Source organism: Citrobacter sp. RHBSTW-00671 (assembly GCF_014103415.1).
Taxonomy (GTDB): domain Bacteria; phylum Pseudomonadota; class Gammaproteobacteria; order Enterobacterales; family Enterobacteriaceae; genus Citrobacter.
In genome coordinates, this window is the sequence record NZ_JABXPR010000001.1 from 1,611,771 (window position 1) to 1,638,225 (window position 26,455).

At 51.6% G+C, this 26,455-nt stretch carries 26 protein-coding genes; 9 read left to right on the top strand and 17 right to left on the bottom strand.

Features of this window, described 5'->3' with window-relative positions; genetic code table 11:
• Positions 1–93: 93 nt before the first annotated feature.
• The 4 genes from HV261_RS07690 to HV261_RS07705 all read left to right on the top strand — a co-directional run bounded on the left by HV261_RS07690 (position 94) and on the right by HV261_RS07705 (position 2,854).
• Positions 94–687, top strand: coding sequence for a non-oxidative hydroxyarylic acid decarboxylases subunit B (locus tag HV261_RS07690; RefSeq protein WP_202037907.1), 594 nt, complete (start codon positions 94–96; stop codon positions 685–687).
• A complete protein-coding gene (locus HV261_RS07695; RefSeq protein ID WP_202037908.1) occupies positions 687–2,114 on the top strand; it encodes a non-oxidative hydroxyarylic acid decarboxylases subunit C in 1,428 nt (475 codons plus the stop codon). Before HV261_RS07690 ends, HV261_RS07695 begins: the two co-directional genes overlap by 1 nt.
• A 10-nt stretch (positions 2,115–2,124) precedes the next feature.
• Complete coding sequence (locus HV261_RS07700; protein ID WP_048213051.1) at positions 2,125–2,361, top strand: non-oxidative hydroxyarylic acid decarboxylases subunit D; 237 nt, start codon at positions 2,125–2,127, stop codon at positions 2,359–2,361.
• A gap of 340 nt (positions 2,362–2,701) precedes the next feature.
• Complete coding sequence (locus HV261_RS07705) at positions 2,702–2,854, top strand: Hok/Gef family protein (RefSeq protein ID WP_043017378.1); 153 nt, start codon at positions 2,702–2,704, stop codon at positions 2,852–2,854.
• Between the two features lie 120 nt (positions 2,855–2,974).
• Here the strand turns inward: HV261_RS07705 and mutS are convergent, their stop codons facing one another.
• From mutS to HV261_RS07725, 4 genes are all read right to left on the bottom strand, one after another.
• A complete protein-coding gene (gene mutS, locus HV261_RS07710; RefSeq protein ID WP_202037909.1) occupies positions 2,975–5,542 on the bottom strand; it encodes a DNA mismatch repair protein MutS in 2,568 nt (855 codons plus the stop codon).
• A gap of 207 nt (positions 5,543–5,749) precedes the next feature.
• On the bottom strand, positions 5,750–6,268 hold the full coding sequence (locus HV261_RS07715) for a YqeJ family protein (RefSeq protein WP_202037910.1): 519 nt from the start codon (positions 6,266–6,268) through the stop codon (positions 5,750–5,752).
• A complete protein-coding gene (locus tag HV261_RS07720; RefSeq protein ID WP_202037911.1) occupies positions 6,268–7,071 on the bottom strand; it encodes a winged helix-turn-helix domain-containing protein in 804 nt (267 codons plus the stop codon). Before HV261_RS07720 ends, HV261_RS07715 begins: the two co-directional genes overlap by 1 nt.
• Before the next feature lie 224 nt (positions 7,072–7,295).
• Positions 7,296–7,439 carry a hypothetical protein gene (locus tag HV261_RS07725; RefSeq protein ID WP_202037912.1) on the bottom strand — a complete coding sequence of 48 codons (144 nt, stop codon included), beginning with the start codon at positions 7,437–7,439 and terminating at the stop codon, positions 7,296–7,298.
• A gap of 67 nt (positions 7,440–7,506) precedes the next feature.
• Here HV261_RS07725 and HV261_RS07730 point away from each other — a divergent pair, with 67 nt between their 5' ends.
• Positions 7,507–8,112, top strand: a complete 606-nt coding sequence (locus HV261_RS07730) for a helix-turn-helix domain-containing protein (RefSeq protein WP_202037913.1) — start codon at positions 7,507–7,509, stop codon at positions 8,110–8,112.
• Between the two features lie 108 nt (positions 8,113–8,220).
• Here the strand turns inward: HV261_RS07730 and sitD are convergent, their stop codons facing one another.
• From sitD to HV261_RS07760, 6 genes are all read right to left on the bottom strand, one after another.
• Positions 8,221–9,072 (bottom strand): iron/manganese ABC transporter permease subunit SitD, encoded by an 852-nt coding sequence (gene sitD, locus HV261_RS07735; RefSeq protein ID WP_202037914.1) that lies wholly within the window; start codon positions 9,070–9,072, stop codon positions 8,221–8,223.
• Positions 9,063–9,926, bottom strand: coding sequence for an iron/manganese ABC transporter permease subunit SitC (gene sitC, locus HV261_RS07740; RefSeq protein ID WP_202037915.1), 864 nt, complete (start codon positions 9,924–9,926; stop codon positions 9,063–9,065). Before sitC ends, sitD begins: the two co-directional genes overlap by 10 nt.
• A 2-nt stretch (positions 9,927–9,928) precedes the next feature.
• Positions 9,929–10,744 carry an iron/manganese ABC transporter ATP-binding protein SitB gene (sitB, locus tag HV261_RS07745; protein WP_202037916.1) on the bottom strand — a complete coding sequence of 272 codons (816 nt, stop codon included), beginning with the start codon at positions 10,742–10,744 and terminating at the stop codon, positions 9,929–9,931.
• A complete protein-coding gene (locus tag HV261_RS07750; protein WP_202037917.1) occupies positions 10,741–11,658 on the bottom strand; it encodes a metal ABC transporter substrate-binding protein in 918 nt (305 codons plus the stop codon). The genes sitB and HV261_RS07750 overlap by 4 nt, the downstream gene beginning before the upstream one ends.
• A gap of 182 nt (positions 11,659–11,840) precedes the next feature.
• Positions 11,841–12,614 (bottom strand): DUF4886 domain-containing protein, encoded by a 774-nt coding sequence (locus HV261_RS07755; RefSeq protein WP_202037918.1) that lies wholly within the window; start codon positions 12,612–12,614, stop codon positions 11,841–11,843.
• A 10-nt stretch (positions 12,615–12,624) separates the two neighbouring features.
• A complete protein-coding gene (locus HV261_RS07760; RefSeq protein WP_202037919.1) occupies positions 12,625–13,665 on the bottom strand; it encodes a porin in 1,041 nt (346 codons plus the stop codon).
• Positions 13,666–14,071: 406 nt separating this feature from the next.
• On the opposite strand from HV261_RS07760, the gene HV261_RS07765 reads away from it, so the two are divergent.
• Entirely contained in the window at positions 14,072–15,442 is a 1,371-nt protein-coding gene (locus tag HV261_RS07765; protein WP_202037920.1) for a class-II fumarase/aspartase family protein, read from the top strand.
• A gap of 46 nt (positions 15,443–15,488) precedes the next feature.
• Here HV261_RS07765 and HV261_RS07770 read toward each other — a convergent pair whose 3' ends face one another.
• Positions 15,489–16,382, bottom strand: coding sequence for a MurR/RpiR family transcriptional regulator (locus HV261_RS07770; RefSeq protein ID WP_202037921.1), 894 nt, complete (start codon positions 16,380–16,382; stop codon positions 15,489–15,491).
• A gap of 353 nt (positions 16,383–16,735) precedes the next feature.
• On the opposite strand from HV261_RS07770, the gene dcuC reads away from it, so the two are divergent.
• From dcuC to HV261_RS07785, 3 genes are all read left to right on the top strand, one after another.
• Positions 16,736–18,103 (top strand): C4-dicarboxylate transporter DcuC, encoded by a 1,368-nt coding sequence (gene dcuC, locus HV261_RS07775; RefSeq protein WP_202037922.1) that lies wholly within the window; start codon positions 16,736–16,738, stop codon positions 18,101–18,103.
• Between the two features lie 52 nt (positions 18,104–18,155).
• Entirely contained in the window at positions 18,156–19,850 is a 1,695-nt protein-coding gene (locus HV261_RS07780) for an NAD-dependent malic enzyme (protein ID WP_202037923.1), read from the top strand.
• 86 nt (positions 19,851–19,936) lie between these two features.
• Positions 19,937–20,281: a nitrous oxide-stimulated promoter family protein gene (locus HV261_RS07785; RefSeq protein ID WP_048213037.1), complete on the top strand. Its 345-nt coding sequence runs from the start codon at positions 19,937–19,939 to the stop codon at positions 20,279–20,281.
• A gap of 122 nt (positions 20,282–20,403) precedes the next feature.
• On the opposite strand, the gene HV261_RS07790 is transcribed toward HV261_RS07785, so the two are convergent.
• From HV261_RS07790 to hypB, 6 genes are all read right to left on the bottom strand, one after another.
• Complete coding sequence (locus HV261_RS07790; RefSeq protein WP_003037421.1) at positions 20,404–20,832, bottom strand: TOBE domain-containing protein; 429 nt, start codon at positions 20,830–20,832, stop codon at positions 20,404–20,406.
• A 44-nt stretch (positions 20,833–20,876) separates the two neighbouring features.
• Positions 20,877–22,952, bottom strand: coding sequence for a formate hydrogenlyase transcriptional activator FlhA (gene flhA, locus HV261_RS07795; protein ID WP_137382770.1), 2,076 nt, complete (start codon positions 22,950–22,952; stop codon positions 20,877–20,879).
• Positions 22,953–23,157: 205 nt separating this feature from the next.
• A complete protein-coding gene (hypE, locus tag HV261_RS07800; protein WP_061068461.1) occupies positions 23,158–24,168 on the bottom strand; it encodes a hydrogenase maturation carbamoyl dehydratase HypE in 1,011 nt (336 codons plus the stop codon).
• Positions 24,165–25,286, bottom strand: coding sequence for a hydrogenase formation protein HypD (gene hypD, locus HV261_RS07805; RefSeq protein ID WP_137382771.1), 1,122 nt, complete (start codon positions 25,284–25,286; stop codon positions 24,165–24,167). Before hypD ends, hypE begins: the two co-directional genes overlap by 4 nt.
• A complete protein-coding gene (gene hypC / locus HV261_RS07810; protein WP_061068460.1) occupies positions 25,287–25,559 on the bottom strand; it encodes a hydrogenase 3 maturation protein HypC in 273 nt (90 codons plus the stop codon). It abuts the gene before it with no gap.
• Entirely contained in the window at positions 25,550–26,422 is an 873-nt protein-coding gene (hypB, locus tag HV261_RS07815; protein WP_202037924.1) for a hydrogenase nickel incorporation protein HypB, read from the bottom strand. Before hypB ends, hypC begins: the two co-directional genes overlap by 10 nt.
• Between the last annotated feature and the right edge of the window lie 33 nt (positions 26,423–26,455).

Consider the following 26,455-nt stretch of genomic DNA (forward strand, 5'->3'; position numbering starts at 1 on the left):
CTTTAGCTATCTGTGCCAGGTGTCCTTGCCCGGAGTCGGTTGTGGGAGTATGTTAAGCAAAATGTTCGTACACGAACAATATTGAGAGGTTGAATGAGACTCATCGTAGGAATGACCGGGGCAACAGGAGCGCCGCTTGGTGTGGCGCTGCTACAGGCGCTGCGGCAAATGCCGGAAGTGGAAACGCATCTGGTGTTATCGAAGTGGGCGAAAACGACCATTGAGCTGGAAACGCCGTACAGCGTTCACGATGTGTCTGCGCTGGCGGACTACTGCCACCATCCGGCGGATCAGGCGGCGAGTATCTCCTCCGGATCGTTTCGGACCGACGGCATGGTTGTTATCCCCTGTAGCATGAAAACGCTGGCCGGTATTCGGGCTGGGTATGCGGAAGGGCTGGTGGGGCGGGCTGCTGATGTGGTGCTAAAAGAAGGGCGCAAGCTGGTGCTGGTTCCGCGTGAAATGCCGCTGAGCACCATTCATCTGGAAAATATGCTCGCACTTTCCCGTATGGGTGTCGCAATGGTTCCGCCGATGCCCGCGTTTTATAACCATCCGCAAACGGTCGATGACATTACGCAGCATATTGTTGCTCGCGTTCTCGATCAGTTTGGTCTGGAACACCCAAGCGCCCGTCGCTGGCAGGGATTACGCCAGGCGCAGAATTTTTCACAGGAGAATGAGTAATGGCATTTGATGATTTGCGCAGCTTTTTGCAAGCGCTGGACGACCAGGGACAATTGCTGAAAATCAGTGAAGAAGTGAATGCCGAGCCGGACTTAGCGGCGGCTGCCAATGCCACCGGGCGTATTGGTGACGGCGCGCCTGCGCTGTGGTTTGACAACGTTCGTGGATTTACCGATGCCCGTGTGGCAATGAACACTATCGGCTCCTGGCAGAACCACGCTATCTCGTTGGGTTTACCACCGAATACGCCGGTGAAAAAACAGATCGATGAATTTATTCGCCGCTGGGATAAATTTCCGGTTGCGCCAGAACGTCGTGCCAATCCGGCGTGGGCGGAAAACAGCGTCGACGGCGACGATATTAACCTGTTTGATATTCTGCCGTTGTTTCGTCTGAACGATGGCGACGGTGGTTTCTACCTTGATAAAGCCTGCGTGGTTTCACGCGATCCGCTGGATGTCGACAATTTCGGTAAACAGAACGTCGGTATTTACCGTATGGAAGTAAAAGGCAAGCGTAAGCTGGGCCTGCAACCGGTGCCGATGCACGATATCGCGCTGCACCTGCATAAGGCGGAAGAGCGCGGCGAAGATCTGCCAATTGCGATCACCCTTGGCAACGACCCGATCATCACGCTGATGGGGGCGACGCCGCTGAAGTACGATCAGTCTGAATACGAAATGGCGGGGGCGCTGCGTGAAAGCCCGTACCCGATCGCCACCGCGCCGTTGACCGGTTTTGACGTACCGTGGGGCTCTGAAGTGATCCTTGAAGGGGTCATCGAAAGTCGCAAGCGTGAAATAGAGGGGCCATTTGGTGAATTTACCGGTCACTACTCTGGCGGGCGCAACATGACCGTGGTGCGCATTGATAAAGTGTCTTACCGTACGAAGCCGATTTTTGAATCACTCTATCTCGGCATGCCGTGGACGGAGATCGATTACCTGATGGGCCCGGCGACTTGTGTGCCGTTATACCAGCAACTGAAAGCAGAATTCCCTGAAGTGCAGGCGGTTAACGCCATGTATACCCACGGTTTGCTGGCGATTATCTCCACCAAAAAACGCTACGGCGGCTTTGCCCGTGCGGTGGGGCTGCGGGCGATGACGACGCCGCATGGTCTGGGCTATGTGAAGATGGTGATTATGGTTGATGAGGATGTTGATCCGTTCAACTTACCGCAGGTGATGTGGGCGCTGTCGTCGAAGGTTAACCCGGCGGGCGATCTGGTGCAGTTGCCGAATATGTCGGTACTGGAACTGGACCCAGGCTCCAGCCCGGCAGGTATCACGGACAAGCTGATTATTGATGCCACTACCCCGGTTGCCCCGGATAACCGTGGCCATTACAGCCAGCCGGTATGTGATTTACCTGAGACTCACGCCTGGGCTGAAAAGCTGACCGCCATGTTGGCCAACCGTAAATAAGGAGATGCAGATGATTTGTCCACGTTGTGCTGATGAACACATAGAATTGATGGCGGTCTCGCCGGTGAAAGGTGTCTGGACGGTATATCAGTGTCAGCATTGTCTGTACACCTGGCGTGATACCGAACCGCTACGGCGTACCAGCCGCGAGCACTACCCGCAGGCGTTTCGCATGACGCAGAAGGATATTGATGACGCACCGATGGTGCCAAGTATTCCGCCGCTGCTGGCAGAAGATAAGCGCTAATCAACATTGCCGGGTGCGGCTTCGCCTTACCCGGCCTACACATAGCGGTATTTTGTAGGCCCGACAAGCAAAGCGTCATCGGGCAGAACATACCAATATTAAGCCTCGGAATATCCGGGGCTTGTTATTTTGCGAGCAGGCTCGTAGCAAATGGCTTAATTTGTTCGAGGAGATGACGCCTGGAATAGAATAGCTACGGGTGCTTGAGGCTTTCTGAGCTTTGAGCATTTGCAAGGTCCCGGAAAGACAAAAGCCCCAGGAGATAGTTCTATCAACCTGAGGCTAGCGTACAAACCTGAACAATTTGGATGTTAGTCTCTTCTTTGCAGGGAGGCAAGACATGCTGACAAAATATGCCCTGGTGGCGATTGTAGTGCTGTGTTTCACGGTGCTGGGATTTACGTTAATGGTACGAGATTCGCTGTGCGAGTTAAGTATCAAAGAGCGTAATATGGAGTTTAAAGCTGTTCTCGCTTACGAACCGAAGAAGTAGCAACAACGCGGGGGAAACCCCGCGTCTTGATGGTCTGGTTTCGGCCTCTCGCACCCATTTCAGAAGTACTCGCTTGTTGCCGTAGGCCCGATAAGCAAAGCGCCATCGGGCATTACAACGTTACACCAGACTCTTCAACCGGTAGATCCACTCCAGCGCCTGGCGCGGCGTCAGCGAATCCGGGTCGAGATTTTCCAGAGCTTCAACGGCAGGTGATGTCTCTTCCGGGGCACTGAGCAGTGACATCTGCGTACCATCAACCTGCGTTGCCGCGGCGTTTGGCGTGATACTTTCCAGCTCGCGCAGTTTTTGCCGTGCGCGTTTGATAACCTCTTTCGGCACGCCAGCCAGTGCCGCGACCGCCAGACCATAGCTCTTACTTGCCGCGCCATCCTGTACGCTGTGCATAAAGGCGATGGTATCGCCATGCTCTAACGCATCCAGATGTACGTTCGCTACGCCTTCCATTTTTTCCGGTAACTGAGTCAGCTCGAAGTAGTGGGTAGCAAACAGCGTGAGTGCTTTGATTTTATTCGCCAGATTTTCAGCACAAGCCCAGGCCAGAGATAAACCGTCATAGGTAGAGGTCCCGCGTCCAATCTCATCCATTAGCACCAGGCTGTTCTCAGTGGCGTTATGCAGAATATTGGCCGTTTCGGTCATTTCTACCATGAAGGTTGAACGACCGGATGCGAGGTCATCCGCCGCGCCCACACGGGTAAAGATACGGTCGATTGGACCTATTTCTACCTTTTGTGCCGGCACATAGCTGCCGATGTAGGCCAGCAACGCAATCAGCGCGGTCTGGCGCATATAGGTGCTTTTACCGCCCATATTTGGCCCGGTAATAATCAGCATCCGCCGCTGCGGGGAAAGGCTAAGTGGGTTGGCGATAAACGGCTCACTCAGCACCTGCTCCACCACCGGGTGGCGACCCTCTGTAATACGGATACCGGGCTTATCGCTGAATGTCGGGCAGGTATAGTTCAGGGTATAAGCGCGTTCGGCCAGGTTGACCAGCACGTCCAGCTCTGCCAGTGCGCTGGCGCTCTGCTGTAAATCCGCCAGATGCGGCAACAGCATGTCGAACAGCTCGTCATACAGCTGTTTTTCCAGAGCCAGCGCTTTACCTTTTGAGGTCAGAACTTTGTCTTCGTACTCTTTCAGCTCAGGAATGATGTAGCGCTCGGCATTTTTCAGCGTCTGACGGCGCACATAGTTAATCGGCGCCAGGTGGCTCTGTCCACGGCTGATCTGAATGTAGTAACCGTGGACGGCGTTAAACCCAACTTTCAATGTGTCCAGGCCGGTGCGCTCGCGTTCGCGGATCTCCAGTCTGTCCAGATAATCAGTTGCGCCATCAGCCAGCGCCCGCCATTCGTCCAGCTCTTCGTTATAGCCCGGTGCGATAACGCCACCATCGCGTACCAGCACTGGCGGGGCATCAACCACGGCACGCTCCAGCAGTTCACGCAGTTCTGTGAACTCGCCCATTTTTTCGCGCAGCATCTGCACGGGAGCGCTGTTTACGTTTTCCAGTTGAGCGCGCAGTTCCGGTAATTGCTGGAAGGCGTGACGCATACGCGCCAGATCGCGTGGACGCGCGGTACGCAGTGCCAGACGCGCCAGAATACGTTCCAGATCGCCCACCTGACGCAGCACGGGTTGTAATTCGCTGGTGGCATCCTGTAGCGCGCCGATGGTCTGCTGGCGCTCGATCAGTATCTGCGTATCGCGCACCGGCATATGCAGCCAGCGTTTGAGCATACGGCTACCCATTGGCGTCACGGTACAATCGAGCACTGATGCCAGCGTGTTTTCTACGCCACCGGCCAGGTTCTGGGTAATTTCCAGATTGCGGCGCGTGGCGGCATCCATAATGATGCTGTCCTGCTGGCGTTCCATGGTGATGGAGCGAATATGTGGCAGTGAGGTGCGCTGGGTATCTTTTACATATTGCAGCAGGCAGCCGGCAGCGCATAACCCACGCGGCGCGTTTTCCACACCAAAGCCGATCAGATCCCGAGTGCCAAACTGCAGGTTTAACTGCTGGCGGGCGGTATCAATTTCAAACTCCCACAGCGGACGACGACGCAGGCCGCGACGGCCCTCGATCAGCGATGTTTCTGAGAAATCTTCGGCATACAGCAACTCGGCAGGGTTGGTGCGCTGCAGTTCCGCAGCCATTGTCTCGCGGTCTGCGGGTTCACTGACGCGAAAACGCCCGGAGCTGATGTCCAGTGTGGCGTAGCCAAAACCTTTACTGTCCTGCCAGACGGCGGCCAGCAGGTTGTCCTGACGTTCCTGTAACAGCGCTTCATCACTGATGGTACCCGGCGTGACGATGCGTACCACTTTGCGTTCAACCGGCCCTTTGCTGGTCGCCGGATCGCCAATCTGCTCACAAATAGCGACAGATTCCCCCTGATTGACCAGCTTAGCGAGGTAGTTTTCCACCGCATGGTGGGGAATGCCCGCCATCGGGATGGGCTCGCCTGCCGATGCGCCACGTTTGGTTAGCGAGATATCGAGTAGCTGCGACGCACGTTTCGCGTCGTCATAAAACAGTTCGTAAAAGTCGCCCATGCGGTAAAACAGCAGGATCTCCGGGTGCTGAGCCTTCAGCTTGAGATACTGCTGCATCATGGGGGTATGGTTGGTGAAGTCCGTATCAAGTGACTCTTTCATATCGCCTTTGCTCTTTTTTTTAATCTTTTTGGGTACCGGGGAAGTCTCATGTGAGCCCCTGGAAACTCACATAAACTCACAAATTTGTCATTCGAAAGCCGCCTAAAAGACAGTAACGGTGAGCGTTGGCTCAGACTGAATGCTGTATCTTATCACTGACAACCACTGAGATTCATCCGTCGGTTGTACCGGCAGAATGCCTGGCGATTACTCATTTTCCGGCAGCGCATAATTCTGACAGTACAGATAGGGGATCCCTTCTTTGGTAATCAGATAGGTATCTCTGTTCAGTGCGAAAAGATCGACATTAGAGACGCTGGTGTTGGTCAGGAAGAAATCGGGCAGGATCTGCTGGATTAAACTGGCGGGAGCCGTTTCACGATTTGATACATGAATTTTCTGTGAGACCCATACCGGGCTGGTGCCGTAACTGGAGTGCGTAAAGAGCACCATGCGTTGTACAGTCTGTTCATTATTAGTGGTGTCACTAATAATGCCATCAATATTCACAATACCTTTAGTATCACCGCTTTTGATATCAATGATCCCCTTAAACGAGGCGGTATTACGCACGATATCAATGGCTGCCCGACAGGAAAGATTATGCAGGTGATTATGATTATTGCCGAGCCGCCAGATGCTGGCAATTGCAATTACGCAAAGGCAAAGCATCAGGATAATACCCGTCTGGGTACGGAAGCGGGGAGTGCGAGGAAGTAAATTCATTAGCTATCATACCGTGGGTAATAGACTGACTGACACGCGTTTTCTTGTTCGCCTTTCATTGGCGAGCGGCACAACAGCACCGACAATTTTTTTGATTCCGGATAGGTCGTGATATAGATAAATTTATTGGCCTGACACAACGCAGGATTTTTGTCGATAAACGCAGTATGCCGGGAAAAATTACTGGCATCGTTATTAAAATAATACTGACAGTCAGTTGATACTTGTGGCGCAGCAATATAACCGGAAAAATAATCATCACTGCTTTTCCACGGGAATACGATCAGCACGCAGATTATCAGTGTCAGTGCCATCATTATCGTTTCAGTGGGGGTTACCCGTGGTTTACGTGGTGTCTCTGCCAACAACGCCTCTATACCCGCTCCTGGTGTTAAGCCAGATTCGGGTGCTACCGGTATGTCAATGGCTAAAGGGATACTCTCCGGTGTTGTAATCTCCAGGATTTCAAACTCTTCATTAATAATCAGTCCCTTGCGAGGTATCGTTGTGATGAACGTTTGCTCCAGCTCCAGTTGCAGCAGGCTTTTGCGTAAAGACAGGATGCTCTGATAAAAGGCATTGAAGCTGACCTGGCGATGATTGCTACCCCAGCCAAACTCCAGCAATTCGTTCTGTGAGACGACCTTTCCGCGATGTTGAATAAGTAATAAAAGACATAGTGATGCCGAGTGTTTAAGTTTTATCTGCAGCTCGGGATGGTCTACCCGCGTCAGACACTGTGTGCCTGGCGTGAAGATTATTTTATTTTCAATTAGATAACTGACATTGCCAGTCTCGGACATAATGCCTCAGCTCTTGATGATGCACCCAGTGGTCAGTGGCTCATGATAACACTTTGTCCAAAAAAGACGCCAGAACTGCGCAGTGTTGCAATTTGATAGCATAATATAACAACAATAGTAACTTTTTAATGAAAATAAAGACAATATAAATCAATGAATTGTGTCTTTTTGGCTATTATACAAAGAGCAAAAAGACGAAATTGTGATGACAAAGGTGATAAGCATTAATTCTTTGTGGACAGCGCAATATACTGCTCGACGCCACCACGCGAGAACAACGTCAGTGCCGTTAGCGCGTCAAAAGCACCAGGGAATGCTGGTGGTAGAGGTAGATAGGGATAAATGCCAGCTTGTATTAAAGCTGACATTTATTTTATCCGTTAACTAAATTCCACCATTATTTTGATGAAGCAATTATTTGCGTTAGAGAGTCCCATGTTCCAGAACGAAATAGACAAATCTGTAGTGCTGATTGGTGATGAAATAAAGAAATCGGATAACGCCTGGCTGTCCTTGCGTAAAAAACGTCAGCGCATAGATCTGAAAGTCGATGGAAATATCTTGTTTCTGGAGAAAGGGACGGTCTCTGTATATCGTGTAGAAAATGACTTAGTGACGGTAAGTATTTCTGCGCCGGCGATCCTTGGACTACCGCAAATGCGCACGGAGGTCGCTGGACACTATTTACGCTGCGACACCGATTGTGAAATGTGGGCCATGAGTGTACAGAACGCCGATCTTTTATTTTCCGCTAAAAATCTCTGGAAGCAGGCATTTGATATCCTGGCGCACCATCTGCAACGCTATTTCCAGCGTGAAACATTGCAATCGCACAGAACCATTCGAGAGCTGATTATTGAACACGTTAAATATATTTGGGGGATGGAGCCCGCGGTACGTGAGAAAACATCCGTATATACCTTCATTTTGACCCGCAATCATATCTCGCGCAGTGCTATTCATAAGGTATTACAGGAGCTGGTGAATGACGGAAAAATCACGCTCAATCGGGGGAAACTGTCTGCTTATTCCGCGGCATAAACAGAGGTTGTAATCTACGGCTAATATAGCCTCCTGCAGGAGGCTATATTAATGTCATGGCTATTTATCAACGTCAGAAATATTAGTCAACATGCCATTAAATGTTATTTATACATCATGCGACTGAAGCCGACTCTCTGAATGACGATCGCGCAGCGTTGAATAAATAAAGGTGATGACAAACAGCAGGGAAAATAAAACGACAATCGTCGGCGCGGGGGCACTGTCGATGAAAAATGACAGGTATACACCCATAAATGACGTTGCAACCGATATGGCGGTAGCCAGTAACAATGCCTGGGCGAACCTGCGTGTCATTAAAATCGCAATCGCACCGGGGGCAATCAACAAGGAGATCGACAAAATAATACCTACCGACTTTAGCGTCGCGACGATAGTCAGGGCTATCATACACAGCAGACCATAATGCAGCAGTGTGGTGTTAAGACCGCTGGCCTTTGCCTGGTGCGGATCGAACGCATGCAGTAGCAGATCTTTCCATTTGAGCCCGATGATAAGCGCTATCCCTAAAGCGATAACCGCAGTTTGCGCAATATCGCCCAGCGAAACGCCCAGCATGTCACCGAACAAAATATGGTCCAGATGAATTTCAGACTGGATTGACACATACAGCACCAGTCCGGCGCCAAACATACCGGAAAAGACGATCCCCATCAGGGTATCGCGCTTGATACGGCTGTTATCGTCAAGATACCCGGTGGCGACCGCGCAGAACAGTCCGGCGACAAAAGCGCCAATCGCCAGCGGAATACCCGTAATCCAGGCCAGTACAATCCCCGGAAAGACCGCATGGCTCATGGCATCACCCATCAGCGCCCAACCTTTCAACACCAAAAAGACCGACAGCAGCGCGCAGGGTATGGCGACGATAACGGAGATGGTCAGCGCGTTGACCATAAAGCTGAACTGAAAGGGTTCCAGTAATGTGGTTAAGAACATGAGGACTCCTTGTTCACCCGTCGGGCGCGGCGGCGGTTTGCCAGCAGACCGTGTTTGGGCGCAAACACGAACGCCAGCAGGAATAACAGCGTTTGCAGAACCACAATAATTCCTCCGGTTGCGCCGTCCAGCCAGTAGCTTAGCCAGGCACCAAAAAAGCTGGTCAGGCTACCGATAGCGACTGCAATAGTGAGCAGGCGTGGAAAACGATCCGTCAGCAACCAGGCGGTCGCGCCAGGCGTGACTACCAGGCAAATGACCAGAAACGCGCCGACGGTTTGCAGTGCGGCAACGGTGGAAACGGAGAGCAGCGTAAAAAATAGCAGCTTCAGCCGACCAGGATTCAGGCCGATAGAGCGTGCATGGTTTTCATCGAAAAAGACCACCATCAGGTCTTTCCACTTCAGCAGCAGGATGGTCAGTGAGATAACGCCGATGATCGCCAGTTGCAAAATATCTTCCGGCGCAATAGCCAGCACGTTGCCGAGAATAATGGTCTGGATGTTCACCGACATCGGATTGAGCGACACCATAAACAGCCCGATACCGAAGAAAGAGGAAAATATCAGCCCGATGATGGCATCTTCTTTCAGGCGTGAGCGCTGGTTGAGAAACAGCATACTGCCCGCAGCCAGTCCCCCGGAAAGAAATGCCCCCAGCGCGAAGGGAAGCCCTAACATATAGGCTCCGGCAACACCGGGTACGATGGAATGCGATAGCGCATCGCCAATCAGCGACCAGCCTTTGAGCATCAGGTAGCACGAGAGGAACGCGCACAGGCCGCCGACCATCGCCGAAACCCACATGGCGTTGAGCATGTACTGGTAACCAAAGGGTTCTGTCAGCCAGTTCATGACTATTCCCCCTCGCGTGCCGCGCGACGCGAAATAAACGGGCGCTCATCATCGGTAATCACGTGCTGTTCACCGCCGCTCAGCGCAACATGACGCAGAACGCCGCTAAATGCTAGTTCAAGGTTCTCGGTGGTAAAGGTGGTGTCAGTTGGGCCGCTTGCCAGCACGGTGCCTTTAATCATTACCGTGTAATCACAAAACTCGGTGACCGAGCCCAGGTTATGGGTGGAAACCAGCATGGTTCGACCCTCATCACGCAGTTCACGCAGCAGACCGATGATACGTGCCTCGGTTTTTACATCTACGCCGGTGAAGGGTTCATCCAGCAAAATGACCTGCCCATCTTGTGCAATGGCCCTTGCGAGGAAAACGCGTTTTTTCTGCCCACCGGACAGTTCACCTATCTGACGATGGCGATAGTCCAGCATATCAACCCGCGCCAGTGCCGCATCCACGCAGGCGCGATCGTGCGCCTTTGGTCGGCGCAGCCAGCCCATATGGCCAAAACGTCCCATCATGACCACATCTTCGACCAGCACCGGAAATGACCAGTCCACCTCTTCAGACTGGGGCACATACGCAATCAGATTCTGTTTTAGCGCCTTGCTGACCGGCTGTTGCAGGATAGAGATTTCCCCCTGCGCCAGCCGGACAAACCCCATCAGCGCTTTAAAAAGCGTTGATTTTCCCGAACCGTTTACGCCGACCAGCGCGGCAATTGAGCCGCCCGGAACCTGAAAAGTGGCGTCCCGCAGTGCGGTATGACCGTTGCGATACGTCACCGTAACCTGATTTACGGTAATCGCAGAGTGACTCATGGTTGGCTCTCCAGACCCTTGTTGATGCCGTTAACAATGGTTTGCGTGGTGACGCGCAGTAAATCCAGATAGGTCGGTACCGGACCATCGGCAGCGCTGAGTGAATCGACGTACAGCACGCCGCCGTAATGTGCGCCAGACTCCCGGGCTACCTGACGTGCGGGTTTGTCGGACACGGTACTTTCGCTAAATACCGTGGGGATCTGATGCGCTCGTAGGGTATCGATCACCTTGCGTACCTGTTTCGGCGTACCTTGTTGATCGGCGTTGATCGGCCATAAATACAGTTCTTTCAGATCGTTATCGCGTGCCAGATAGGAGAACGCCCCTTCGCTAGTGACCAGCCAGCGTTTATCGGCAGGAATTTTTGCAAGTTCGGCCTGGAGCGGCGCGAGCGTTTGCTTAATTTCCGCTTTATAGCGCTCGGCATTCTTCTGGTAGGTCGCTGCGTTTTCCGGGTCATATTTCATTAACGCATCGCGAATGTTATCCACGTAAATCAGTGCGTTGTCCGCTGACATCCAGGCATGCGGGTTGGGTTTTCCGTTGTACGGCCCTTCGCTGATGCCCATCGGTTGTACGCCGTTTGAAACCATCACTTCCGGTACGCCGGACAGATGCTGGTAGAAGCGGGCGAACCAGAGTTCCAGATTGAGACCATTAGAGAGAATTAACTGCGCGCCCTGCGCCCGCTTAATGTCGCCTGGCGTGGGCTGGTATTCGTGAATCTCTGCCCCAGGTTTGGTAATTGAACTGACGTCTGCCGCATCGCCTGCCACATTGCTAGCCATATCAGCAATAATCGTAAACGTCGTGATGACCTTGAACTTTTCTTTCGCCCAGGCAGGCGACAGCGTAAGTGCCGACAACAGACTGGCAAGGAGAACAGACTTCAGACGAGGCAGATGCGGCATAGTATCCCTCACAACAAAGTGGTTAATTAATCATCTAACATAGCCTTTGCTATGTTATATAGCACATGGCATAAACAAATGAAAATAATTCTTATTTGCGTAGGGTGCTAAGGAATAGACGGGGGATAATACGTTTCACACCGGCACGATTGCCGGCGTGAAGGGGACGAAAAAAACGGAGATTATGACTTCTGGAATTCAGTGACGGTTTCCCATGCTACCTGTTGTAACGCTTTGGCGGTGGCAGGGGTCATGTCTGTATCAACAGGAAGCGCGCCGCCGACCGGAGACTGGTTATACAGGGTGGCGAAGAATACGCAGGCGGCGAGATACGTACCAGAAATAGAAGGGTGTACACCATCATGATAATACAGGTTGATTTCCGGATGGGTCTTGCGCGCTTTCTCGAAAGCGAGACCTACCGGAGCGACATATCCCCCCGTTTTCTGCGCAATCGAGATATAAGCGTCCGCCAGTTTTTGGCTGTCTTCGGGTTTGTCTTTTTTCGGCCAGGTCATGAAATAGACAACTTTTGCACCCGCTTTATGTGCCATGTCGGCCATTTGGGTGGCAGAGTCAACGAAGTTTTGTCGGGTGCTTTCTTTCTTTGAAATCGTTTCTGTGGAGTTTCCCTGTAGCACCACCACATCCCATTTCTGTAATGTGTTCTGGTAGCGCATATTCTCAATCTGCCAGCCTAAATGCCCGCTGGAAATCGTGATACCCCGATACTTATAGCCTTTGGCATGATCAGGCAGTAAAGACTGCGTCAAATCTCGTAATCGGGTATTGATATTGTTGTTATAGAACGTGAACGAGTTGCCATACAGCGCGACGATTTTATTCTCGCCATCCATTTTCGCATGTGCGGAAGGCGCCAATAACGTATCTGCGTGAGCACAGATACTGCTCAGTGCCAGGGCCGTTGCTGCAGTAAGTAAAGTTATCTTTTTCATCAGTTATCTCTTAGAAATCATAACGAAGTCCAACGATGAGCGCATCATCATTGGTTTTTTTGTTCTTACTGGCGAATTCTTTATCGTAAGTAAATGATAACCACGTATCCTCAGCTAATGTTAATTGCGCTTCAGCACGCCAGTCTTCTTTTTCCGCAATATCTTTACCATCTTCATTTAGAAAACTATATCCGGTGAGAACCTTGACGGTGCCAAAGTTGTAGGAAATAAGTGAATCCATCCCTTTATAATTATTATCGCTTTTGTTATCGCGAGAAATAGAAGTACGCAATGCGGTTACCGCGACTTCATAGGCTTTATAGCTGAATTGTAACCCTCCCATAATTTGATCGTTTTGATTACGCCCATCGGTGGTCACTACGCCATCCTGTCGTTTGTAACGACTGGCCGCGAGTGCTGGTGCAATTCTAAAATCACCAAATTTGAAAGACTTGCGATAGCTGACCATCGCGCCGTAATCCAGGGCTTCGTTATCGCTGTTGCCATTACCGGAGACCCATGCCAGTTGAATTTCGTTACCGGCAAATTTGGCGTTCCACTGTACGGTGCCGTCCTGTCGGTTGAACTGGTACGAATCATCAATGGTTGTAATGCCATAGCTGTAGATATTAGGGGTGAAGTTTTTGTACTTATCGGTCATTTTCATGACCTGATACAACGGGTTTTTGGTTCTCCCGGTGATCAGTTCACCCCATGTTTTATTTGACAGACCGACATAGGAATAGCGGGCTTCCATATCGCTTTCACCGGTATTGTTATCATTTTTTTCGGTACGCACCTGCCATTCCAGACGACCCACGATTTTGGTATCAGGCAGAAGATCCAGATCTCGGGTGAGGTAAATACCTACACGGCCACCCAGATCGCTTCGGCTTTCACTGCCAGCAAATGAATTCTGGCCACTCGCAATTTTACCCTCAACGCGGCCATAGATATCCAGAGTATTTCCATCCTTATTATAGACGTTTAAGGCGAACGCCGAGGAACTCATACCCATTAGTAATATTAGTGAATAGTTTTTTAGCTTCATGTCATCCCTCAAACCAGCATTAGTTTCCTGACCATAAAATAAAGTTCACAGCGGGATAATTGTTTGTGGGAAAGGAGTGTTAGCGGTATGGGAATTATTTTTTCTCGTAATTAAATGTGATTATTCACGCATAAATATCACTAATTTTACTATTGTATTAATGGTTCTTATATTTAATACGCGTTTTTTCTGAAATATTACGTCTACTTAAAATATAATTCACAAATTACTGTGAAGTACATCGCATTTCTACTTGGTGGAAAAACTGAAAATGGGAATATTGTATTCTCATGGCCGTTTTTTTGGTGGGAATACTATTTTCCCCTATAATCTGGAAAACAGATCCTGCAAAATTGATTAATCACATTTTCGATTATGACGCATTCATTGGCCGGAGAGGCGCTGTATGTTCGGTAAGCAAACAACGGTATTTGATTCTGATCTTTATTCTTCATTGTTCACCCAAGGTCGGATGCGGGAAATATGGTCTGACGATAATCTGCTGCGGTGTTGGTTGCGATTTGAGGCAACCGTCGCTCGCGTGCAAGGTGAGCTAGGGATTATCCCTGAGCAAGCCGCCGTCGAAATTGAAAAAACGTGCAGGGAAATACGGATAGATTGGCCAGCCCTTGCACAGGAAACACAGACGGTTGGTATGGCGATAAAACCGCTGATCGATCAGATCTCTGCTTGCGGTACACCGTTAGTAAGTCAGTTTCTGCACTGGGGATGTACTACCCAGGATCTGCTGGACTCTGGCATGGCGATGAGACTGCAACAAACGTTGCAGCTGCTGCGCGAGCAATTGCTCGATGTTGGCGAAGTGATGAAAGCGATGGCAATACGTCATACCCGAACGGTGATGGTTGCGCGCACCAATTCAGTGGATGCTTCTGCGACAACGTGGGGGCTGCATGTTTGCAGTTATCTGGCAGAGATTAACCGCCATCTGATAAGACTTCAGCAGCTGTACCCGCGAGCTGTAACCGGGCTCTTTGGCGGCGCGGTAGGTAATTTGGCCTCCGTAGGCGAGCAGGGAATGGAAACGCGTGAACGACTGATGTTGGCACTGGGTCTGAACGTACCCTGCGGCATTAATAATGCCAGCCAGGATGCGGTTGTTGAAGTTGTGCAGTTTTTTGCCCTTGTTCACGGCACGCTATGTCGTCTGGCCAACGATGTCGAAACAATGGGACGCACGCCGATTGCTGAAGTGCTTGAGGGAGAAGGTGGTGGAGGGTCGAGCACGATGCCGCACAAAGTTAATCCACGCGCCAGTAACATGATGCAAACATTGGCAAGGATGGGATGGATGTATGCATCTGGCGCTCCGGCCATGCTGGATCAACAGGATGTACGCGCCGCCTCAATGAGGGTATTAAACTGGACAATCCTCCCGGAGGCCTCTAATGCTTTATCGACCAGCCTGACACGCGCAAAGAATCTGCTTTCGCATCTCATTATTAATGAAGAGAAGATGCGTGCTAATTTCGATTGCTCGAAGCACTTTATTATGTCGGAATCACTGACGATGAAACTTGCCGCTAAAATCGGCAGAGAGTCCGCCTATAACTTAGTGAAAAACCTGCTAAAGCATGCAACTGGAGAGCACAGCTTCATGGAGATCGTGCAGGCTAGCCCGGAAATCCGCGCATCATTGTCTGTAGAGGAAATTACCGCCGCCTGCGAGCCGCTGTCATATATCGGGGCTAACGACGCGCTAATCGCTGAAACTTTAGCTGAGTTCGATCGCGTGAAAACGGTAGAGATTGCCTGATTCGTCTTGCTGCCGGGAGGGATAACTCTCCTGGCGGCTGGCGGTGCTAAGTGTTGTGTGCTGATGCAGAAAACGTTTCGAAAAAGACAAATAATTCCTCCAGTTGGGCAAAATTCCCCTCGTTATCTCCTTTCTCATAAGCCAAATGCAATATGAGTTCGATAAAAAAGAAGCCGAGTATACGGCTTTGAAAAATGGACTGTACGTCGCTGGGAAGAACAAACTGCAGATCGCAGAATTTACCGTAAGGGTTCGCTTCTGAATTGGTAACCAGTACCACGACGGCATTCTTTTTTCTGAACCACTTCGCAATATTGAGGGCAACCCGATTAAATCGATAGTAGGAGAACACAATCAGGACATCCTCTTCCTCAATATTGATGAGACATTTGGGGAGTTCGCTGATGTCCGTAGGTAACAGAGTGATGTCACTGCGAAAGTACTTTAACAGTGTACAAAAATGCGTCGCCATTGCATGAGATGATGAAGGGCCGACGACATAAATATGACGTTGATTATTCAGTACCAGATCGATAAACGCATTAAGACTTTCAATATCGATGTTATTTTTAAATTGATTAAATAATTCTGATACTTTGTTGGTGAAATCAGTAACGATACTTTCGGTTGTGATGCTGGGATTGTTACGTAGTTTGATATTTTTCTCAAAAGGTGCAGATATTTTATTCTTAGACAGCGTAATGTCTAATGCTTTGCGGAAAGCAGCATAACCCGTAAACCCAATTTTATTTAAAAATCGGCCAATGGTTGCTTTGCTGACCATCGCATTTTGCGAGAGATCAACAATGCCATGATAGGGAAGTTCATTGAAGTGTTTATTAATATACTCATTAAGTCGACACTCAGATTCAGTCAGATCACCCATATTAAGAGTAAGTGAGTTATACTCATCCAGACTTAATGTGTTTTTTTTGTACATGGATAACACCCGATGGCTGTTGTATATCAACGTTGTTATAGGGTAATACGCTTTCGACGTCAATCATAGAATGAATATGTTGGAAACCCGTATCCAGCCTTCTTTGGACGGTGCGACCATATTCAGATGAGTTGCGATCTTACTCACAAAAAGGGGTGGGAAAACACCTTTCCCGTATTTTACAACCACACAACCCATTACAATTAAATCTCAATATTTGAGTGTGTAATACGATAAAGTTACAGACATGTTATTGCTGCTTATATATGGGTGTGGTTTTTTACAATCCTACATAAGCTATGATGAGATGACGGGTAACCCTACCAAATTTGTATGGCATAGGAATTGTTATTATGACGGCGTTTATTATAGCAATAGTGATAACAGTTATTGCAGCATGGTTAATTGTGAAAAATTATCAGCCGCAAACTGTTTTATTACTCGCTGGACTGGCATTATTGACCATTACTGTACTTTTTTACCCTGAAAACAGCATTCTCTATGATAAAGCAAAATCTACGGGGTCAACCTGGCTGGATATCTTTAGCTTTGCAAAAGAATCGCTTACCACACAAATTGCAGGTATTGGTCTTATCATCATGGCTGCGGGTGGATTTGCCAGCTATATGGATCACATTAAAGCGTCGAATGCGATGGTCAATATGTGCATTCGTCCGCTGCAGGTAATTAAAGCGCCTTATCTGATCCTCGCGCTGGGGTATATCTGTGCACAGCTTCTGCATGTGGCAATTTCAAGTGCGGCGGGACTGGCGATGTTGCTGCTGGTGACATTCTTTCCGGTTCTGGTTCGTCTGGGGGTCAGTAAAGCCTCTGCGGCTGCGATGATTGGTCTGTGCGCGTTTATGGATCTAGGGCCCGCGGTAGGTACGGCGAATCTGGCGGCTAAACATGCTGGCATGGAAAGCGCGATCTACTTTGCGCATTACCAGATGCCGGTGGCGGTGGTGGTGATGCTGGCCGTGGCGGTGGTGATTTACTTTACCGCGAAGTATTTCGACAAAAAAGATGGCTTCGTACTGGGGGCGCAAAGCGTGGCGCAAGCGGAAGAAGAAGGCCGAAAGGTACCCGCTATTTACGCGCTGTTACCCGTCCTGCCTGTCGTACTGGTGCTGGTCTTTAGCCCTTTGGTTATCAAGTCCATCAAAATAGACGTGGTCACGGCGATGATCCTTGGCGCTGTCGTTGCATTTTTCTTTGAACTGGTGGCTACCCGAGATTTCAAAAGCTGCTGCAAAGGGATACAGGTCTTTTTCAAAGGGATGGGCAGCATGTTTACCAGCATCGTTTCCTTGCTGGTGTGTGCGGATATCTATGCCCAGGGGCTGCAGAAAATTGGCGCGGTGGACTACCTGTTACAGTCAGTGCAAAACGCAGGACTGGGCTTTACCAGCATGACCCTGGTGATGACCGCGCTGGTGGGCGTAACCGCCGTCCTGACAGGCTCTGGCGTTGCCGCCTTTTTCTCCTTCTCCGGCCTGGCACCCTCCATTGCGGCAAAATTTGGTGAGAGCGCCGTCAATATGATCCTGCCTATGCAGTTAATGGCGGGAATGGGGCGCTCAATGTCCCCAGTGGCTGGAATCATTATTGCGGTGAGTAAAGCAGGAGAATGTTCACCGTTTATGATCGTCAGAAGAACGCTGCTTCCAGCGTTGGCCGGTATCGCGGCGATGCTGGTTGCCAACTATGCCCTGATTTGAATCCCGAGAGCCTGCAAATGCAGGCTCTTATTTTTTTATCTGGTTGTAATTTATGGATGGCAACGTGACAAACGATGTTTTATACGTCCCGTTTACGGGGAAGTTACTGCTTGAGTCGCCGTTATTAAACAAGGGAAGCAGCTTCACGCAGCAAGAAAGGCATGACTTTAACCTGAGTGGGCTACTGCCTTGCGCCATTGAGAATATTGATGAACAAGCCGAACGGGCGTATCAACAATATCTTGAGGCAGAATCCCATAACGCTCGACATATTTATCTGCGTAATATTCAGGATACCAACGAAACGTTATTTTATTACCTGCTGAAAAAGCATCTGCCAGAGATGCTACCCATCGTTTATACCCCGGTAGTCGGAGCCGCCTGCGAAAAATTCTCGTGGATATATCGTCGTGCTCGCGGTGTCTTTATCTCCTGGCCCGATCGCGATCGTATTGACGATATTTTGCATGATATTCCGCGGCACGATATCAAGGTCATCGTCGTCACCGATGGTGAGCGCATTCTGGGGCTAGGTGACCAGGGCGTTGGCGGTATGGGGATTCCTATCGGGAAACTATCGCTCTATACCGTCTGTGGCGGGGTAAATCCGGCGAATACGCTACCTATTTTGCTGGATGTCGGTACGAACAATACGCGGCTGCTGGACGATCCGCGCTATATCGGCTGGCGTCATCCGCGCATAACTGGTGAAGACTATTTCGCATTTATTGGAATGTTTATTGCTGCCGTAAAACGGCGCTGGCCTAACGTTCTGCTGCAATTTGAAGATTTTGCCCAGCATACCGCCGTGCCGCTGCTGGACCGTTATCGCGATGAGCTGTGCTGTTTTAATGATGATATTCAGGGCACGGCGTCGGTGGCTCTGGCGACTCTGGTTGCTGCCTGCCGAGGCAGCGGTCGTGACTTCCGTCAGCAATCAATCGTAATTGTCGGGGCGGGTGCTGCAGGATGTGGGATCGCCCGGCATATTATTGCCTGCCGTATCAGTGAAGGAATGAGCCAGACCGAAGCCAGACGGACCATTTTTATGGTGGATCGCGACGGTCTGGTGATGACCACCAATAATACCTTAGCTGATTTCCAGCAACCGCTGGCGCAGCCTCCCGAGGCTGTATCTGACTGGCAGTATGAGGGGCAGACACCGTCGTTACTGGAGGTGATCCACAATGCTAAACCGGCGGTTATGCTGGGTGTGTCAGGTCAGGCTGGATTGTTCTCGCAGGAGGTCATTAGCACGATGTACCAATACTGCGACCGTCCGATCGTTATGCCGTTGTCGAATCCCACTTCGAGAATGGAAGCGCGACCAGAAGATATCATTCGCTGGACCGAGGGACAGGCCATCATCGCGACCGGCAGTCCCTGCGGTGTGATTGAATTTAATGGACGCTCCATTCCGGTGGCGCAGTGCAATAATGTGTATGTTTTCCCGGCCATCGGTCTGGGGGCTATTGCCAGCGGCGCGACACGCGTAACAGAGGCTATGCTGATGGCGGCAAGTCGTGCGCTGGCTGATGCTTCCCCGTTGGTGCGTAACGGGGAAGGCGCTCTGTTGCCGGAGATTGGGACAATCTGCGAGGTGACCCGTAGCATTGCCTTTGAGGTCGGTAAGGCGGCACAGCAGTCGGGTGTAGCAGGTAATATGAGCGACGACGCGCTGTTGCAAAGCATAAAAGATAACTTTTGGTTACCGCACTACCGTCCTTATAAACGCAGGGCAATTTAGCCGTTGTGACGAGTAAGCGGTACTCGGGTCTTGGTTGCCTTCACGATTAAGGTGTATTATTTATGCAACTTAATTGTGGAGGCCTCATGTCCGGCAAACGTATTGCTCGTGAAAAAATGACGATCCAAAAGATGATCTCGCTGTACGAAAGCCAGTGTCCGGAAGCTTCAGATGAGCAGGGGCATTACGATGCGTTGTTTGCTTATGCGCAAAAACGCCTGGATAAGTGCGTGTTTGGCGAGGAAAAACCGGCCTGCAAACAGTGCCCGGTACACTGCTATCAGCCAGCCAAACGGGAAGAGATGAAGCAAATTATGCGTTGGGCCGGGCCGAGAATGCTCTGGCGTCACCCGATTCTGACCGTTCGCCATCTGATTGATGACAAGCGTCCTGTCCCGGAATTACCTGAGAAATATCAGCGCAAGAAGTAATCTGGTTATTTTGTGCCGGATGGCGGCGATGCCTTATCCGGCCTACAAGAGCAAGTGCATCGTCGCGTAGGCCCGATAAGCGTAGCGCCATCGGGCATTAACTATCCGGTACCAGATGGCGGTTACGCTTTGGTGGCAATAAGAATGGCCGAGGCTTTGATCAGCGCGATGACCCGGCTTCCCTGGCTCAGTTTCATCTCTTGCTGACTTTCGTTCGTCACGACCGCGACAATGTCAAAACCGGCATCAGTTTTGATGTGTACGGTGGCGTTAACGGCGCCTTCGGTGACCTGTGAAACGCTACCGGCAAACTGGTTGCGGGCAGAGAACTTCAGACCGCAGTCTTCAGTCGCCAGCGTCACCCACGGCGCTTTGATCAGCGCAATGGCTTCTTTTCCTTTCGCCAGACCCAGTGCCTGCTGACTGCTATGGGTCACAATCGCGACCAGTTTTGCGCCGCCAGCCAGCGTCAGTTCAACTTCATCATTCACTGCGCCAGTGGCAACTGCACTGACTGTACCGGTTAATTGATTACGTGCTGATACCGCCATACTGCCTCCTTTCGTTGAGTTATCACCCAGTATAGCCACAATGGCTAAACCAGCGCATCCTTATCAATACCTAATCGCTTCATACGCGACAACAACGTGGTTCGTTTTAGCCCCAGCCGCTGCGCAGCACCTTTAGGGCCGGCGACAACGCCATTGGTCTCTTTCAGTACCCGCATAATCAGCTGGTATTCATCTTCGCCATCTTGTGCGACTTCAGTTGCGACCGGAGGCGGGGGCGTCTGCGTGGTGATATCCGGTAGGGATAATTGCAGCACGTTGCCTCGGGTCAGCAGAACGGCGCGTTCCACCACGTTTTCCAGCTCGCGGACGTTACCCGGCCACTCCATGCTGCTCAAGGTACGAAGCGCTTCGGCAGGAATACTGTCGATATTGCGCCCCATCCGGCGAGCGATTTTAAAGGTGAAGGCTTTCACCAGCAGTGGGATATCTTCCGGGCGCTCGCGCAGCGGAGGTAAATGGATCGGGAAAACGTTCAGCCGGTAATACAGATCGTTACGGAATTCCCGATCGGCAACCATCTTTTTCAGATCGCGGTTGGTGGCGGCGATCAACCGAACGTCGGTTTGGATCAGCTTGTTGCTGCCCAGGCGTTCAAATTCCTGCTCCTGAAGTACACGCAGTAACTTCGGCTGGAGTTCCAGCGGCATGTCACCGACTTCGTCGAGGAACAGTGAGCTTTTATCCGCCAGTTCGAAACGGCCAATTCGCTGTGTGCTGGCCCCGGTAAACGCGCCGCGCTCGTGACCAAACAGGTCGCTTTCCAGTAATCCGGCAGGCATTGCTGCGCAGTTCATCTTCACCATCCGGCGGGCATTACGTCCACTCAGATTATGAATCGCTCTGGCGATCAGCTCTTTACCCGTACCTGTCTCACCCAGAATTAAGACGGTGCTGTCGCTTTGCGCCACCATTTCGACCTGTTTGAGTACGCTGTACATGGCTTCGCTGCGACCGATGATTTCGCCGAACTCACTGTCCACATTGTTCAGTTGCTCGGTCAGCGCCAGGTTTTCATCGACCAGACGTTCTTTCAGGCGATGTATCTCCTGATAGGCAAGCGCGTTATCTACCGCAATGGCTACGCGTTCGGCAATCTGGCGCAACAGTTTCAGGTTGGCGGTGGTGAAAACTTTTTCTTCACACTGCGCCAGTTTGAGCACGCCAAGCATCGTATTGCCGGACATCAGCGGCAGCAGGCACAGCGTTTGTAACTGGTTACCCCAGGTTTCGAACAGCATGCGTTCATAAGGCGCCAGGGTATCGCGTTCGCTCAGGTTAATCAGCAGCATCTCTTTGCTGCGGAATACTCGCTCGGAAAGCGTGCCCGCTTCGTCCACTTCACTTTGTTCGTGAGCCGGATGATTCTCATCCAGATAGTGGGTGGAGTAGATGCTCAGCTTATTTTTGCGATCGCTGCGTAATACGATGCTGATGGCATCAATGTCGAAATAGTGGTGGATCTCTTTGGCGACTTCGCTGACCAGTTCGTCAATATCCAGTCGGGAGAGTACTGCATTGGTGATGGCGACCAGGATACGAAAGTTGTCACGTTCGCGACACAGCAAATCGTAATCGACGTTGTTGCTGACCCTGCTCTGAATTTGTTCCGCAACGACGCCGACTATCTGGGTGAAGGTCTGTAGCCGGTTGTACTCTTTTTCACTCCACGGGCGATCCTCGTTGCGGATAAATTCGCAGCCGCCAAAGATGCGTCCGTCCGCCGCCAGCGGCAGCAAACAGTAGTGACCAAATTCAGAATACAACCCGCCAGAGGCCAGCTGTGGCCAGGTTTCCGAAAACTCATGATAGTTACAGTGCAGCGCATCGGGGCGAGACAGAATACGACGAACCGGACCGTGTGCCAGTACCGTTTCGTCTTCATAGTCGATGGGTTTACCATTTTCACGCGTCGCAAAATAACGCGCACGCTGCGTCTGTGCCTGCCATAACACAATAGCCGCGCAGTCGGCCAGCGCTGAACGCTTGACCAGCTGCGAAAGCGCCTCACTAAGAGACTGAAGATCGGGCTGCTGTAATAATGTACGAGTAATATCGAACAGGCCTTGCTGTCCGAGGTCACTCATCGGTGTATACGACATATTGCTTTTCCAGGGAAAACACCGCAGAACGGTGCGAAAACGGTAAATGAATTATAGGTATAAGTCGTAAATTATTGCCGGATGGGTCGGGTATTCAAACCGTAGGCCTGATAAGCAAAGCGCCATCAGGCAGTAATACGGTGTTAATGCCGGATAACGACCCAAACGCGGTTTATCCGGCCAGGAACAGATTGCCAACCGGCTGCTAGCATATACGAGGTAATGGTTCGGCGTGTGGTAAATCGAGGGTCCGTTTCACGCCGTACAGTCCGGCAAGGCGTACGCCTTTACGTTCAACCACTTCACCGATTAGCGCAGCATCGCGTCCTAAAGGATGGGCGTGGAGTGCGGCGAGCACGGCTTCAGCAGCCTGACGTTCAACGGCAATCACCAGCTTGCCTTCGTTGGCAAAGTTGAGCGCGTCCAGACCCAGCAGTTCGCAAACGCCACGCACGGCAGGTTTCACCGGCAGTGCCGCTTCAGACAACTCAATGCCAAATCCGCAAGAGGCCGCAAACTCATGTGTTACCGCATTCACGCCGCCACGGGTGGCATCACGCAGCGCTTTCACGCCAGGAATATCGCGTAGCGTCTGGATAAGCGGCGTTAACACCGCACAGTCGCTGACCAGTTCGCCATCAAGCCCCAGCTGTTCGCGCAGGTTGAGGATAGTCGCACCGTGATCGCCAAGCGTACCACTCACCAGCAGCACATCACCCACGCTCAGGGTTTGCGCACCCCAGTGAATATTGGCGGGGATCGCGCCCATACCGGCGGTGTTGATGAACAGTTTGTCCGCGGCACCGCGCTGCACAACTTTGGTATCGCCGGTTACGATAGCAATCCCCGCTTCACGGGCGGTTGCTGCCATGCTGTTCACGACGGTTTTCAGCGTGTCCATTGGCAGACCCTCTTCGAGGATAAAACCGCAGGAGAGGTAGCGCGGTATCGCGCCGCTGACCGCGACATCGTTAGCCGTACCGCAGATTGCCAGCTTGCCAATGTTGCCGCCGGGGAAGAACAGTGGGTCGATAACGTAGCTGTCCGTTGAAAACGCCAGACGATCGCCTTCTGCGACCAGCTGCGCCAGTTCCAGGCGCGCCTGATCTTCCTGTTCTGCCAGCCACGGGTTAGCAAAAGCTTCCATAAACAGACTGTTGATCAACTGCTGCATAGCCTGACCGCCGCTACCGTGGGCGAGTTGTACGCTGTTCATGCTTCACACTCCTGCTGACGATACTGATACCAGGCGGCACATGCGCCTTCGGAGGAGACCATCAGGGCACCAAATGCGGTCTCCGGGTTACAGGTTTTACCAAATAATGGGCACTGATGCGGTTTGCATCGGCCAGTCAGCACCTCTCCGCAACGTGCGCGCGGATCGTCATAGACCTGCTGCGGCGCTGGCTGGAAATGTGCTTCGGCGTCAAAACGCTGATAATCAGGCGTCAGGTGAACGCCGGAAGATTCGATCACGCCCAGACCCCGCCATTCGCTGTCACCGTTGACACTGAACACGTCGGCGATAGCCTGCTGGGCTAAGGCGTTACCGGCATCCGGTACCACGCGGCGGTACTGGTTTTCAACCTGGCTTTGGGCCGCTATTTTCTGCTCGATCAGCATCACCACGCCTTGCAGCAGATCAAGCGGCTCGAAGCCGGCGACCACCAGCGGGCGATGGAAATCTGAAGCAATGAAGTTATAGGCGTCGGTGCCAATTACCATGCTGACGTGGCCCGGCGCTAAAAAGGCGTCGATACCGTTGTCCGGCTGTTCCAGCAGGCTGCGCAGCGTAGGGATAAGCGTGATGTGCTGGCAGAAAAAGTAAAAGTTCTGCACGTCACGCTGCTTTGCCTGTTGCAGGGTGATGGCGGTTGTCGGCATGGTGGTTTCAAAACCCAGGCCAAAGAACACCACTTTGCGCGTTGGGTTTTCCTCGGCCAGCTTCAGCGCATCCATCGGGGAATAGACGATACGGACATCCGCGCCGCGTGCTTTGGCCTGTAGCAGTGAGCCCTGTTTTCCTGGGACACGCATCGCGTCGCCAAAGGTGCAGAAAATCACTTCCGGGTGGCTGGCGATTTCGACACAGCTGTCAATTCTGCCCATCGGCAGGACGCACACCGGGCAGCCTGGACCGTGAATAAACTCCACGTTTGCGGGCAGGAGCTGATCGAGGCCGAATTTAAAGATAGCGTGGGTATGACCACCACAAACTTCCATAATGCGCAGCGGGCGTTCAGCGGTGTAGGAGAGGTGAGCGGCACGCTCGCACAGGTGCTCTATCAACTGCATCACCTGTTCTGGTGCGCGATATTCGTCAACAAAACGCATTTATTTTTCCTCGCCATACAGCAACGCGCCGACATCCGGCTCAACGTCAAACATGTTTTGCAGCGCGTCGAGCGTGTCGCGCGCTTCTGCTTCATTAATGATGCTCATGGCGAAACCGACGTGAACCAGTACCCACTGGCCCAGACGTGGCTCACCCTTTTCATCACAGCTCCCGACCAGCGTCAGATCGACGTCGCGCTGAATACCGCAAACATCGACCTTAGCCTGGTTGCCATCGATGGTGCGGATTTGACCCGGAACACCTATGCACATCGCTGATTCTCCAGCCATGCCAGCCATTGATCCATCCCTTCACCGCTGGTGGCGGAAATCAGGATGATTTCAATGTCCGGGTTCACTTCCCGGGCGCTGGCGATGCACTTCTCAACATCAAAATTAAGGTAAGGCAGCAGATCCACTTTGTTGAGCAGCATCAGTGATGCAGCAGCAAACATATGCGGGTATTTCAGCGGCTTATCTTCGCCTTCGGTAACAGAGAGCACGGCGACTTTATGACGCTCGCCGAGGTCAAAGCTGGCCGGGCAGACCAGGTTACCAACGTTCTCAATGAACAGAATGCCGTTGTCATCAAGCGGCAGGCGCGGCGCGGCATCGGCAATCATTTGCGCATCAAGGTGGCAACCTTTACCGGTGTTGACCTGGATTGCGGGGGTGCCGGTAGCGCGAATACGGGCGGCATCGTTAACCGTCTGCTGGTCGCCTTCAATGACGGCACATGGCACGCTATCTTTCAGCTTCATCAGCGTTTCGGTCAGTAGCGTCGTTTTACCGGAGCCTGGGCTTGAGACAAGGTTCAGTACCAGATGCTGACGGGCAGCAAATCGGGCGCGGTTGCGCTCGGCCAGACGATTGTTTTTGTCCAGCACGTCTATTTCGACTTCCAGCATGCGGCGCTGGCTCATACCTGGCGCGTGAGTGCCTGCTTCTCCGTGACCGTAGTGCAGATCGCCTTCAGCGGTCTGGCTCGGTGCGAAACTGGAGGTTTTCACACCGGTAATATTCAGTGCCGGGCGAGCCGCCGGGGCAAATGGCGCGCTGCGGAACGCCGAGTGGGGGTTATGTTCATCACCCTCTATATATAGGTTGCCTTCAGCGCAACCACATGTCGTACACATCGCTCACTCCTGATCTATATCTTGCGGTATATC